Origin of the sequence: Nocardiopsis sp. CC223A (assembly GCF_030766825.1) — a bacterium.
GTDB lineage: Bacteria > Actinomycetota > Actinomycetes > Streptosporangiales > Streptosporangiaceae > Nocardiopsis.
Genome location: NZ_JASFDV010000004.1, coordinates 41918 through 54411, shown reverse-complemented (window position 1 = coordinate 54411; position 12494 = coordinate 41918). Strand labels below are relative to the sequence as shown.

The following is a 12494-nucleotide window of genomic DNA, read 5'->3' as shown; positions in this document are numbered from 1 at the left end:
GGCCTACACTGGGATCCGTGGCAGAACTGGACCCAGCAGAGAAGATCAAGGACCTCGCGGCGACCCTGGCGAGCGTCACCGCCGTCTTGGACCTGGAGGCGATGGGCACCCGGATCGCGGAGCTGCGCGAGCAGTCCGCCGACCCGGAGCTGTGGGCCGACCAGGGCAACGCGCAGAAGGTGACGCGCGAACTCTCCAGCCTGGAGTCCATGGTCAACAAGATCGAGGGCATCGGCCGGCGGCTCGACGACCTGGGCGTGCTCTACGAGCTGGCCGAGGCCGAGGAGGACGCCGACACCAGGGCCGAGGCCGACCGCGAGCTCGACCAGCTCCGCAAGGAGATCGGCGAGCTGGAGGTGCGCACCCTCCTCAACGGCCCGCACGACGAGCACGAGGCCCTCGTCACCATCAACTCCCAGGCGGGCGGCGTGGACGCCGCCGACTGGGCGCAGATGCTCCAGCGCATGTACCTGCGCTGGGCCGAGCGGCACGGCTACCCCACGGAGATCTACGAGACCTCCTACGCGGAGGAGGCCGGCATCAAGTCCACCTCGTTCGCGGTCAAGGCGCCGTTCGCCTACGGCACCCTGCGCGGCGAGCACGGCACCCACCGCCTGGTCCGGATCTCCCCGTTCGACAACCAGAACCGGCGCCAGACCTCCTTCGCCGGGGTGGACGTCGTCCCCGTGGTGGAGCAGAGCGACCACATCGACATCGACGAGACCGAGCTGCGCATCGACGTGTACCGCTCCTCGGGACCCGGCGGCCAGGGCGTCAACACCACCGACTCGGCGGTGCGCATCACCCACCTGCCCACCGGGATCGTGGTGTCCTGCCAGAACGAGCGGTCCCAGCTCCAGAACAAGGCGACCGCGATGACGATGCTCCAGGCCAAGCTGCTGGCGCGCAAGCGCGAGGAGGAGCAGGCGGCGCTGAACGACATCCGCGGCGAAGCGGTGAGCAGCTGGGGCACCCAGATGCGCAACTACGTGCTCCAGCCCTACCAGAGCGTCAAGGACGTGCGGACCGGCATGGAGACGGGCAACACCGCCGCGGTGCTGGACGGCGAGATCGACGGGTTCATCGACGCCGAGATCCGCTGGATGCGCAGCCGGGAGCGGTCCGAGGAGGCCTGACCCCGCGACACGCCGACCGGCCGGGAGGCCCGCACGGAACCGGGGACCTTCCCCGTAATGTGCGGGAACCCGGCCGTTCCGGTCTCCCGGGGGGGCGGGTATCGGTCCGCGGGCGACCCCGCGGACCGGGGTCCTTCTCCCCGTAATATCCGGGATCCGGCCGCGCGGAGCGACGGCGGTGGCACCTTGGGTGCCGGTGCGGATGCTACGGGTGAGCACACCGGGAAAAAGTGCAGGTTGTATCCCAATGGTGATGCTCACGACTCCGCGGTTTTACCGAAACGGCTATATGTGAACGTTATCATCGGTTGACACCTCCGATATGCTCGGGGCTGTTGTCCGATAGTGTGCGGAATCTTCGGGTGCGACGCGGCCTGGACGATCCGGGTCGTTCCCCCCTCTACACTGTCGGTTGGCCATGCGGCCGGTACGATCCCCGCACGGAGTCCTCTCCGCAGCGGGTACCCATACCTTCGAGAACCTTGTGATGCGCCTGTGATCCACTTCGACAACGTCACCAAGGTCTATCCGACCCAGAAACGCCCCGCGCTCGACGGCGTTTCCATTGACGTAGACAAGGGCGAGTTCGTCTTCCTCGTCGGCCCGTCCGGCTCCGGCAAGTCGACCTTCCTCCGCTTGGTCCTCAAGGAGGAGAAGCCCGACAAGGGCCGCGTGCACGTGGCAGGCAAGGACCTCGCGCGCCTGTCCAACTGGAAGGTGCCGCACCTGCGCCGCCGCATCGGCTGTGTCTTCCAGGACTTCCGGCTGCTGCCGAACAAGAACGTCTTCGAGAACGTCGCGTTCGCGCTGGAGGTCATCGGCAAGCCCCGCAGGTTCATCCGCAAGGTCGTCCCCGAGGTCGTCGAGCTGGTCGGCCTGGAGGGCAAGGCCGGCCGTATGCCCAACGAGCTCTCCGGTGGTGAGCAGCAGCGTGTCGCGATCGCCCGTGCGTTCGTCAACCGCCCGCAGATCCTGCTGGCCGACGAGCCCACCGGCAACATCGACCCCGCGACCTCCATCGGCATCATGAAGGTCCTGGACCGGATCAACCGCACGGGTACCACCGTCGTCATGGCGACCCACGACGCCGCCATCGTCGACTCGATGCGCAAGCGCGTGATCGAGCTCGAAGAGGGCCTCGTGGTGCGCGACCAGTCGCGCGGCGTCTACGGCCAGGCTTACTGACCTTCTGGCGCGCCCGGCGCCGGGCGTCCCACCCCGCCGAGGACCCGACCGGCGCGGCGAACCACCCAAGGATGGACCTTTAACAGATCATGCGAGCACAATTCGTTCTCTCCGAGACGTGGATCGGCCTGCGTCGCAACCTGACGATGACGATCGCCGTCATCACGACGGTGGCCATCTCCCTCGCCCTCTTCGGCGCGGGCCTGCTGGTCAACCAGCAGGTATCCGAGATGCGCAACTACTGGGACGAGCGGATCACGCTCACCATCTACATGTGCAACGACATCTCGCCGACCGCCGTCTGCCAGGAGAACGGGCCCGCGACCGACGAGGACCGCTCCGCGCTCCAGGACAAGCTGGAGGGCATGGACCAGGTCCAGGACGTCACCTACCTGACCGCCGCCGAGGCCTGGCAGGACTTCCAGGAGCGCCTGGGCGCCTCCAACGAGGCCCTGGCCGCCGCCGCCCAGGAGGGCGACATCCCGGACAACTTCCGGGTGCAGCTCAGCAACCCGGAGTACTACGACACCGTGCGGGCCGCCGTCGAGGGCAGCCCCGGCGTCGACTCCATCTCCAACGACCAGCGGGTCCTGGAGCAGTTCTTCGGCCTGCTGGACGGGCTCAAGTGGTCCGCGCTGCTGGTCGCCGGCGTGCAGCTGGCCGCCGCCGCGCTGCTGATCGGCAACACCATCCGCCTGTCGGCCTACAGCCGCCGCCGCGAGACCGGGATCATGCGCCTGGTCGGCGCCTCGAACTTCTACATCCAGCTGCCCTTCCTCCTGGAGGGCGCGATCGCCGGCCTCGTCGGCGGTCTCATCGCCTCCGGGTTCATCGTGGCCACCCGGTTCACGCTGCTGACCCGCGTGGAGGAATGGTTCCAGTTCGACATCGCACTGGGCACCGGCGCGCTCATGTACGTGATCGGTGTCTCGATGATCCTCGGTGTGCTGCTGTGCACCGTCACCTCGTTCCTCACCCTGCGCCGTTACCTCAAGGTCTGACGCGGACAGTCGGGGACGGACACGACCGAACCGGGGGGCCTCGTGCCCCCCGGGCGTATTGAAAGGGACACCGCTGTGGCACGGGAAACCGGGCGCAAGCTCATCGCGCAGAACCGGCGCGCCCGGCACGAATACCACATCGACGAGACCTATGAGGCGGGCATCGTCCTCACCGGCACCGAGGTGAAGTCGCTCAGAGAGGGCCGGGCGTCCATCGTCGACGGTTTCGCGCACATCGGCGACGGCGAGGTGTGGCTGGAACACGTGCACATCCCCGAGTACTCACAGGGCACGTGGACCAACCACGCGTCCCGCCGATCGCGTAAGCTACTCCTGCACCGCGCGCAGATCTCGCGGCTCATCGGCAAGACCCGCGAGCCCGGGTACACCCTGATCCCGCTGGCCCTGTACTTCAGCGACGGCCGGGTCAAGGTCGAGATCGCTCTGGCGCGCGGTAAGCGCGAATACGACAAGCGTCAGGACATCGCCGAACGCGAGGCGAAGCGGGACATGGAACGCGCGCTCCGCCAACGCAACCGATGAGGCGCCCGAAAGGAACACACACGGTGTCCCCCCGTCCCACCGGCCGCAGGATCGCGGCCGCCGGCAGCGCCCTGATCCTCGTTGCCACCCTGGCCGCCTGTACCCCGAACCCCAGCCCCGAAGTGGCGGTCAGGTCCTTCCTGCTCGCCTGGCAGGGCGGGGAGCACGCGGAGGCGGCCCGGTACACCGACGGTGACCCCGAGGAGGTCGAGCGCGCCCTCACCGACATGAAGGAGCAGCTCGACCTCGCCTCCCTGCGGTTCGGGCTCGGCCCGATCTCCCGGGAGGAGGACAACGCCACCGCCGAGTTCTCCGTCCACGCCGACCTCGGCATGGGCGACCCGACCTGGGACTACACCGGTCGGATGCCGCTCACCTGGGGCCCCGACGGCTGGAAGATCACCTGGTCCTCCGGGGTCCTGCACCCCGACCTGAACGCCGAGGAGCGCCTCGCGGTCAGCTACCAGGCCCAGGAGCGCGGCCAGATCCTCGACAGCCAGGGGCGGCCCCTGGTCACCGCCGACCGGGTCAGCGCCTTCGGCGTGGTGCCCGCCGAGATGGAGGACAAGGAGGCCGGGGTCACCGAGCTCGCCGACCTGCTCGAAGAGGACCCCGACCGCCTGCTCAACCGGGTGCGCTCCGCGCCGCCCGAGCAGTTCCAGCCGCTCGTGCTCATGCGCAACTCCAGCGTGAACGGGGCGCTGCTGGCCGACGTCCGCGAGATCTCCGGCGCGGACGTGCAGGAGGTGGAGATCAACCTGACCCCGGCCGCGGCGCCGTTCGTGGTCGGCGAGGTCGCCGGCACCGCCGAGCACCGGGTCTCCTCCCGCGTCCCGGGCACCTACCAGGCCGGCGACACCGTCGGCCTGAGCGGGCTCCAGAACATCTACCAGCACGAACTCGCCGGCTCGGCGACCACCCAGGTCGTCACCCTGGACGCCGACGGCCGGATCACCGGGGTCCTGGAGTCCTGGGAGGGCGAGCAGAGCGGCGGTGTCGACACCACGCTCGACGCCGACGTGCAGCGGGCCGCCGAGCACGCGCTCACCGGGATGCCCGGGAACGCCTACCTGGTGGCCGTCGACCCCGGCAGCGGCGAGATCCTGGCCGCCGCCAACGCCTCCGGCAACACCGGCGACGACAACGCCTTCACCGGCTCCTACAAGCCCGGCGGGACCTTCGGCGTGATCGCCGCCCTGGCCGCCCTGGACACGGGTGCCGCCACCCCGACCAGCGAGGTGCCCTGCGGGCCCAGCGTCGAGATCGGCGGGCAGACCTTCACCAACCCGAGCCAGGGGGCGCTGAGCTTCGACCCCAGCCTGGTCCGCAACATCGCCTTCGGCTGCAACGTCGGTTTCGCCGCCCTGGGCGAGGAGGTCGGCGCCGAGGCGCTCACCGCGACCGCGCGGGACCTCGGCATCGGGCAGGAGTGGCAGCTGCCGGTCCCCGCGTCCGCCGGCGAGGTCGAGATCAGCGGCGGGGAGGTCGAGCTGGCCTCGGCGATGATCGGCGAACACGGGGTGCGGGTCAGCCCGCTGGCCATGGCCCTGCTCGCCGGTGCCGTCGCCGACGGCTCCTGGCACCCGCCGCAGCTGGTGACCGACGAGGCCGCCGCCGCGGGCACCGCCCTGGACGGGACCGGCCTGGGGGTGGTCCGCGAGGGACTGCGCGAGGCCGTCGTCCAGCGGATGCCCGAACTGACCATCGGCGTCGGCGAGGGTGAGGTGTACGGCCAGGCCGCGCGCACCCAGCAGGGCGAGACCGCGCTGCACTGGTTCGTCGGCTACCAGGGGGACGTGGCGTTCGCGGTGCTGGCCGAGGTGGACCCCGCCCAGACACAGTGGTCGCAGTACGCGGTCACCGCCGCCCAGTCGTTCCTGTCGGGTATGGCCAACGGGGTGCCCGAGACCACCACCGAGACACCCCTGACCGAGGCCGACCTCACCGCCACCGAGGAGACCGGCTGGTAATCCGGTCGTACATACCATGACCCAATGGGGCAAAACGGGCGGCTCTTCCGCAACCTTCGGAAGGGCCGTCCGCGTCTTCCCGGATACCTGGCACCGCGACAGGGGGTAGCGGGCCAGCGTGGAGGCAGGACCTCATCTCGGGGGAGATCCTGTCGGTTTCCAACGGTCGGCCCGACCCTGCCGACCGGCCCCCGCGGGAGAGCGTCGACCACTCTGAGTCCGCCCCGCGGGGGTTTCTCCCTGTTCGAAACCTGTTCACGCCCGCGGGAATCGGCTTGGCCCCCGCGGCGTTGACCCGGTAGAGTGACAAACGAGCCGAAGGACCACGGTCCGGACGCTCGTTGCGGGCACCGCCGGCCACGGCCGCCGGAGCCTTGACAACTTCACAGGGGGTGATCGGTTTCGACTTCGGTAGGCGTTTCAGGGGAAGCGGGTCGAGGGTTGTGTCTGTGACCTCGTTAATCCTGCATTCACGCTAAACACAAGTGCCAATTCCAAGCGCACTGAGTTCGCTCTCGCTGCCTAAGCGATAGTGACTCTGTCGGTCCGGGCTCGTCATCGGCCCGGGTACCGGCATCAGCCAGATGACTCACCGCACGGATCAGGCCACAGGGCCCGAGCGGGACATTTCAGTGGCTGGGCCCGTCAGCGATGTGTCTGTACAAGCGCTGGGGCCGAGTAGAACGACACTACAGACTGCACCCGGAGAAGCTCTGGTGCGTCATCGAAGGACGCGGGTTCGATTCCCGCCACCTCCACTCGACTCTGGGCGACTCGTGCTCGGGGGCCTACGGCCGCCTCGCAGGAGTCGCCTTCGTCATGTCCGCCGGGGGGAGACCCCCCGAACCCCCCGAGGTGACCCCCTTGGGTTGCGGTCGCGGGTATCGGGATCGTTTGCGGTCTGTGCTGTTACGTCGTGGTGCTGCGGGCCGTGCCCGTGTGGGGCGATTCGTGCTCGGGGGCCTTCGGCCGCCTCGCAGGAGTCGCCTTCGTCATGTCTGTCGGGTGAGATCCCCGCACCCCGAGGCGACCCCCTGTGGCGGGGGTCGCGTGCGTCGTTCAGGTCGGCGGGGTGTGCTGTTGCGTCGTGGTGCGGGTCGTGCCCGTGCGGGGCGACTCGTGCTCGGGGGCCTATGGCCGCCTCGCAGGAGTCGCCTTCGTCATGTCCGCCGGGTGAGTTCCCCGCACCCCCTGAGGTGACCCCCTGTGGCGGGGGGGCGGTCCTGCCGGTGGTGTGTGCTGTTGCATTGTGATGCGGGCTGCGCCCGTCGTGGTCGAGGCGACTCCTGACGGAGTCGCCTTTTTGTGTGCTGGCGCCGGTTTCTGGCCGGGGTGCGGTTTTGTCGGCATGATGGGGGTCCGCGCCCTGCTCCTGCGTTCGTCGACGGGGAAGGGCGTGGGGATGCGGTCTCGGCGGGGGTTTCTGATCGGGGGAGGGGTCGCGGCAGCGGCAGCGGTGGTGGGCGGTGGGGCCGCGGTGCGATGGGCGTCCAGGAGTCCGGAAGAGCGGCTGGCGGACCTGGTCCCCGAGGGGCCCGAGGTCAGTGTGGTGGCGGCGGACGGCGATCCGTTGGTGGCCGTGGGGATGGACACCGCGAGGGACGTGTGTTCGGTGACCAAGCAGTTCACCGCGGCCGGTGTGATGCGGCTGGAGATGGACGGGGAACTGTCGGTCGAGGACCCCGTGGACGCCTTCCTGCCCGGGGCGCCCGAGGGGGTGACCCTGCACCGGCTCCTGACGCATACGGGCGGGCTGCCGGACGCATTGGGGGACGACTACGAGCCGCTCGGGCGGGAGGAGTTCGTTGCGGCGGCGGCCGCGGCGGAGCCGGTGCGGGGCTACCTGTACTCGAACGTCGGCTACGGGTTGCTGGCGGCGGTCATCGAGGTGGTGGCCGGGTCGTACGAGGGGTTCCTGGCGGAGACGCTGTTCGGGCCCGCGGGGATGACGCGGACCGGGTACGTGCTGCCGGAGTGGGACGACGCCGGGGTCGCGGTGGAGTACGACGCCCAGGGTGTTTCGGTGGGGCGGCCGTACGAGCGGCCGTGGGCGGACGACGGGCCGTACTGGAACCTGCGGGGCAACGGCGGGATGCTGTCCACCGCGCGGGACATGCTGGCCTGGCACCGGGCCCTGGACGGGGGCGCGGTGCTGTCGGAGCGGGCACTGGAGCGGATGTTCACGCCGCACGTGGCCGAGGACACCCAGGGGACCTCGCACTACGGGTACGGCTGGGTGATCCTCGAAGCGGAGGGCCGGACGGTGGCCTGGCACAACGGGGGGAACGGCGCGGCCTACGCGGAGATGCTGCACGTGCCAGGCGGGCCGATGGCGTTCTGGGCGACCGGGGCGGTCGCCAGGGATGGGGAGTGGGACCTGGAGGACGCCGATGTGGCGGCGCGCATGGGGGAGATCCTGTTGAGGATGTGAGCCGGACCGGAGGCGGAACCGGACGACCTGCCCGCGCCGGGGGCCTGCCGGTCATCGCCGTGTCGCTGGTGGTCGCACTGGGTGCGATCGTGTCCCGGGCGGCTGGCGGCCGAGGGGCCGGAGGAACCGGCGGGCCCCGTGGTGGGCGCGCTCGTCGGCGTGGGACTGGTCGTGGGCGTGATGTGGGCCGGGGGCCGGGTGATCCGGCTGGTCCGCGACCGGCACTGAATCGAGACCGGCACCGGCTGCCTCCTGTCGTTCACCCGGTCGGGTGGGTAACGTCGGGGACTTCTCCGTCCCCGTTCGATGGGAGCCTCGCGATGTCCACGTCCTCTGCCCCTTTGGACCGAAATCGAGCTTCTTTCCTGCACAAGGTCCGTTACGCGCTGCGCAATCCGGGGAAGATGGGGCCGTATCTGCGCCGCTCCGCCCGTGACCTGGGGCTGCGGCTGCGACACCGCGACCACGTCTCCTACTACCGGGCGGTGATGGCCGCCGACACCGCCCGGGACCCCAGGGCGGCGGTGGGCAGCCGCAACGAGGAGCGGTGGCTGGAGCTGGGCCGGATGCAGTTCGACTACCTGGTCGGCCACGGGCTGCTGCCCGGGCACCGGCTGCTGGAGATCGGCTGCGGCAACCTGCGCGCCGGATGGCGGTTCATCGACCACCTGGACGCCGGCGGGTACTACGGGATCGACATCTCCCCGGACATCCTCATCTCCGCGAAGGAGACGCTGACCGCGAGGGGGTTGCAGGCCAAGCTGCCGCACCTGACCCTGGTCCGGGACCTGACCTTCGACTTCCTGCCCGACGGGTACTTCGACGTGGTGCACGCGCACAGCGTGTTCTCCCACTCGCCCCTGGAGGTCATCGACGAGTGCCTGGCGCACGTGGGGCGGGTGCTCGCCCCCGGCGGGTTCTTCGACTTCACGTTCGACCGCACCGAGGGGGCCGAGCACCACGTGCTGCGGGAGGACTTCTACTACCGCACGGAGACGCTCGTCGCCCTGGCGGAGAAGCACGGGCTGCACGCCCGGTTCATGCAGGACTGGGAGGAGCTGCCGCACGGGCAGTCGAAGATCCGCGTCACCGTTCCAGAGCGGAGCTGAGCCGGGCCCGGATGCTCGGCCGGTTCCCCGACGCCGTCGACGGACCAGGAACACGGTGTCGGGTCCTCGCTTTGATCGACTTCCAGAACCGAGTCCACCTGGTACGGTAAAGCCGTACGAGTCAAGAGGAGGGTCATGTCGATCAGCGCGAACGAGGCCAGAGCGAACCTCTACCCCTTGATCAAGAAGGTCCAGGAGGATCACGACGTCATCCACATCACCTCTCGCCAGCACGGCAACGCCGTCCTGATGAGCGAAGAGGACTGGAATGGCTGGATGGAGACCGTCTACCTGATGCGTTCCCCCGCCAATGCCTCCCGCCTGCTGGCGGCGATCGCCCGTGATCAGGCCGGCGGCGAGGAAGTCGACGTCACCCTGGACGAACTTTCCGATATGGCGGAGGACCGGTGAGGGATGTCCGGTTCGACCCGGTGGCGTGGGAGGACTTCCGCTACTGGCTGGAGGCGGACAAGAAGGTCGCCCGCAGGATCGTCGGATTGATCGAAGAGGTGCGACGTGCACCGTTCGAGGGCATCGGCAAGCCTGAACCCCTCAAGGGAGATCTCTCCGGCTACTGGTCGCGCCGCATCACGGATGAACACCGCATCGTCTACCGGGTGACCGAGAACGAGGTGAGGATCGTTCAGACGCTTTACCACTACGGGTGACGGGTTCGCCACCCGGTCCGGCAGGGGACCGGGTGGCCCAGGTCGTCGCGGTGCCGGATCAGGTGCTCCGGCTCGGGTGGTCGGCCAGGCGGCCGGTGCGCCGGCGGACCAGGGAGGGGCCCAGGATCTTCATCTCCGGGTCGCCGTTCCACTCCGGCGCCAGGCCGTGGCGGCGCAGGGTCTCCACGATCTCGCGGCCGACCGCCTTCTCGGCCTCGGCGCCGGTGGTCCCGACGGCGCCGAACCCCAGGTAGGGCCGGAGGCGTTCGGCGTCCTGGGCGTGGTAGAACACGAAGCCGTGCGCCGGGGGCGATTCCTCGCGCTCGCCGTTCGCGGACGAGATCTCCCCGGGCATGGCGGTGTACGCGCACCTGTTGCAGCACTCGAAGCTCTCCCGCGCGACGATCCCGGCGGCGTCGAGCTCCTCGAAGGCCGCGGTCAGCCGCTCGGCGTCGGTGGGCTCCCCGTCCTCGCCCTGGGCGCTCAGGTGGGCGGCGAACTCGGCGTCCAGGACCGAGACCAGCCAGGCCCGGGTCTGCTCCCTGTCGGCCTCGGGCAGCAGGTGGGGCTCGAAGACGTAGTTCTCCAGACCGTCGATGACGTAGTCCTCGACCTCGTGCGCGACGATCTCGTCGAAGGTGCGCAGACCCAGGGCGACCTGGGTCCGCAGGTTCTCCAGGACCTCGCCGAGGACGTCTTCGGGGTTCAGCCCGTCGAAGGGGGTGCTCATACGCCGATTATGGTCCCGCCGTACGACGTCTCGGGAACGGTGTCCGTCATGGACGCGGCGGAATCGGACGGCCGGCGGGAGATCGCCCACCTGTTGCGCCCCCTCGCCGGTGCCGCTCGCCGGCGGCGGTCACCCGGGACCGGGCGACCGCCGAGGCGGGCCGTCAGTGGCCGACGACGGGGCGGGGGGTGTAGTGGCGCTCCAGGGCGGCGGCCTCGTCGTCGGTCAGGTCCAGGGAGAGGGCGGCGACCGCGTCCTCCAGGTGGTGGGGCTTGGTGGCGCCGATGATCGGCGAGGTCACCACGGGGTTGCGCAGCAGCCAGGCCAGGGCGACCCGGGCCCGGGACACGTCGCGCTCCTTGGCGATCGCGCCGACGGCGTCCACGATCTCCCGGTCGCCGTCACGGTAGAGGGTGCCGCCGAAGGCGTCGCCCCTGGTGCGTTCGGTCTCGGTGCCCCACTCCCGGGTGAGCAGGCCGCGGGCCAGCGGGCTCCACGGCAGCACGGCGACGCCCTCGTCCGCGCACAGCGGCAGCATCTCCCGCTCCTCCTCCCGGTAGAGCAGGTTGTAGTGGTTCTGCATGCTCGCGAACCGGGTCCAGCCGTTGAGCTCGGCGACCTTCAGGGCCTTGGCGAACTGCCAGGCGTACATGGACGAGGCGCCCACGTAGCGGGCCTTGCCCGCCTTGACGACGTCGTGCAGGGCCTCGACGGTCTCCTCGATCGGGGTGTCCGGGTCCCAGCGGTGGATCTGGTAGAGGTCGACGTGGTCGGTGCCCAGGCGGCGCAGGCTGTGGTCGATCTCGGTCATGATCGCCTTGCGGGAGAGCCCGCCCCCGTTGGGCCCCGGCCGCATCCGGCCGAACACCTTGGTGGCCAGGACGATCTCGTCCCGGTCCGCGTACTCCTTGAGCAGGCGGCCGACGATCTCCTCGCTGGTGCCGTCGGAGTACACGTTGGCGGTGTCGAAGAAGTTGATCCCCATCTCCAGGGCCCGGCGGATGAAGGGCCGGGCGGCCTCCTCGTCCAGGGTCCAGGGGTGCGTGCCCCGGTCCGGCGCCCCGTAGCTCATGCACCCCAGGGTGATGGGGGAGACCCGCAGTCCGGTCCGGCCGAACGCGATGTGTTCCATGGAGCGCTCCCTCTCCTCGATGTGGTGTCCGTGCGGAACCCTAGACCCCGGCTGTATGCGGGGAAAGGGCCAATCAGGTGACCATTGGGACGCATCGGATTCCAGTCGGACATAGGGCGCAAAAAGGAATCTACGTCGTAAGGGGCGGCCGGGGGAGGACCCCGCACGGCGGCGGGGCGGTGCCGGTCCGGCACCGCCCCGCCGCCGAGTGGTCAGGCCTTCGTGGCGCCCACCAGCCAGGCGATCTTGTGCGCCGTGACCCCGAGGCTGCCGCTGCTGCCCAGATGGACGCCGAAGGAGGCGATGAAGGCGTAGTCGTGCTCCCGACGCTCACAGATCACGTCCTCGACCGCGTAGGTGGACGCCGGGTTGCTCACCCGCAGACAGGGGCCGTGATCGTCCACCACGTCCGCGCGGACGTCGTAACGGGACAGCTCATCGGCGAGTTTGTCCAGGTGCCCGCGCTCCTCCGAGGGTGCACAGGTCTCCTGTTCCTGTCTGGGTCGGATCATGGCGGTGGGTCCTTTCACGTCACGGAACCGGGTCGGTGTCCCACCGCCATTGTCACCCAGCGTCTTATAGCGACAAC

At 69.7% G+C, this 12494-nt stretch carries 13 protein-coding genes and 1 other RNA gene; 11 read left to right on the top strand and 3 right to left on the bottom strand.

The window, feature by feature from the left end:
- Positions 1-17 precede the first annotated feature (17 nt).
- The 11 genes from prfB to QJS33_RS02700 all read left to right on the top strand — a co-directional run bounded on the left by prfB (position 18) and on the right by QJS33_RS02700 (position 10043).
- Entirely contained in the window at positions 18-1136 is a 1119-nt protein-coding gene (gene prfB / locus QJS33_RS02750) for a peptide chain release factor 2 (RefSeq protein ID WP_306366233.1), read from the top strand.
- Positions 1137-1631: 495 nt separating this feature from the next.
- On the top strand, positions 1632-2321 hold the full coding sequence (ftsE, locus tag QJS33_RS02745; protein WP_220565084.1) for a cell division ATP-binding protein FtsE: 690 nt from the start codon (positions 1632-1634) through the stop codon (positions 2319-2321).
- An 89-nt stretch (positions 2322-2410) separates the two neighbouring features.
- Entirely contained in the window at positions 2411-3322 is a 912-nt protein-coding gene (gene ftsX / locus QJS33_RS02740; RefSeq protein WP_306366232.1) for a permease-like cell division protein FtsX, read from the top strand.
- 75 nt (positions 3323-3397) lie between these two features.
- Complete coding sequence (gene smpB / locus QJS33_RS02735; RefSeq protein WP_073384230.1) at positions 3398-3865, top strand: SsrA-binding protein SmpB; 468 nt, start codon at positions 3398-3400, stop codon at positions 3863-3865.
- A gap of 23 nt (positions 3866-3888) precedes the next feature.
- Positions 3889-5835 (top strand): penicillin-binding transpeptidase domain-containing protein, encoded by a 1947-nt coding sequence (locus QJS33_RS02730; RefSeq protein ID WP_306366231.1) that lies wholly within the window; start codon positions 3889-3891, stop codon positions 5833-5835.
- 388 nt (positions 5836-6223) lie between these two features.
- Positions 6224-6596: a transfer-messenger RNA gene (gene ssrA, locus QJS33_RS02725) on the top strand.
- Positions 6597-7183: 587 nt separating this feature from the next.
- Positions 7184-8266: a serine hydrolase domain-containing protein gene (locus QJS33_RS02720; RefSeq protein ID WP_372339569.1), complete on the top strand. Its 1083-nt coding sequence runs from the start codon at positions 7184-7186 to the stop codon at positions 8264-8266.
- Between the two features lie 81 nt (positions 8267-8347).
- Complete coding sequence (locus tag QJS33_RS02715) at positions 8348-8494, top strand: hypothetical protein (RefSeq protein ID WP_306366229.1); 147 nt, start codon at positions 8348-8350, stop codon at positions 8492-8494.
- Positions 8495-8586: 92 nt separating this feature from the next.
- Positions 8587-9375: a class I SAM-dependent methyltransferase gene (locus tag QJS33_RS02710; RefSeq protein ID WP_306366228.1), complete on the top strand. Its 789-nt coding sequence runs from the start codon at positions 8587-8589 to the stop codon at positions 9373-9375.
- A gap of 135 nt (positions 9376-9510) precedes the next feature.
- Positions 9511-9786, top strand: a complete 276-nt coding sequence (locus tag QJS33_RS02705; RefSeq protein ID WP_306366227.1) for a type II toxin-antitoxin system Phd/YefM family antitoxin — start codon at positions 9511-9513, stop codon at positions 9784-9786.
- A complete protein-coding gene (locus QJS33_RS02700; protein ID WP_306366226.1) occupies positions 9783-10043 on the top strand; it encodes a Txe/YoeB family addiction module toxin in 261 nt (86 codons plus the stop codon). Before QJS33_RS02705 ends, QJS33_RS02700 begins: the two co-directional genes overlap by 4 nt.
- A gap of 58 nt (positions 10044-10101) precedes the next feature.
- On the opposite strand, the gene QJS33_RS02695 is transcribed toward QJS33_RS02700, so the two are convergent.
- The 3 genes from QJS33_RS02695 to QJS33_RS02685 form a co-directional block, all read right to left on the bottom strand.
- Entirely contained in the window at positions 10102-10773 is a 672-nt protein-coding gene (locus QJS33_RS02695; protein WP_306366225.1) for a hypothetical protein, read from the bottom strand.
- A gap of 163 nt (positions 10774-10936) precedes the next feature.
- Complete coding sequence (locus QJS33_RS02690; protein ID WP_306366224.1) at positions 10937-11905, bottom strand: aldo/keto reductase; 969 nt, start codon at positions 11903-11905, stop codon at positions 10937-10939.
- 212 nt (positions 11906-12117) lie between these two features.
- On the bottom strand, positions 12118-12417 hold the full coding sequence (locus tag QJS33_RS02685; RefSeq protein WP_306366223.1) for a hypothetical protein: 300 nt from the start codon (positions 12415-12417) through the stop codon (positions 12118-12120).
- Positions 12418-12494: the final 77 nt, after the last annotated feature.

Coding starts and splice junctions, on each gene's coding strand:
- QJS33_RS02720 (WP_372339569.1), top strand. CDS start 7,184: ATGATGGGGGTCCGCGCCCTGCTCCTGCGTTCGTCGACGGGGAAGGGC.
- QJS33_RS02710 (WP_306366228.1), top strand. CDS start 8,587: ATGTCCACGTCCTCTGCCCCTTTGGACCGAAATCGAGCTTCTTTCCTG.
- QJS33_RS02705 (WP_306366227.1), top strand. CDS start 9,511: ATGTCGATCAGCGCGAACGAGGCCAGAGCGAACCTCTACCCCTTGATC.
- QJS33_RS02685 (WP_306366223.1), bottom strand. CDS start 12,417: ATGATCCGACCCAGACAGGAACAGGAGACCTGTGCACCCTCGGAGGAG.
- QJS33_RS02690 (WP_306366224.1), bottom strand. CDS start 11,905: ATGGAACACATCGCGTTCGGCCGGACCGGACTGCGGGTCTCCCCCATC.
- QJS33_RS02695 (WP_306366225.1), bottom strand. CDS start 10,773: ATGAGCACCCCCTTCGACGGGCTGAACCCCGAAGACGTCCTCGGCGAG.
- ftsX (WP_306366232.1), top strand. CDS start 2,411: ATGCGAGCACAATTCGTTCTCTCCGAGACGTGGATCGGCCTGCGTCGC.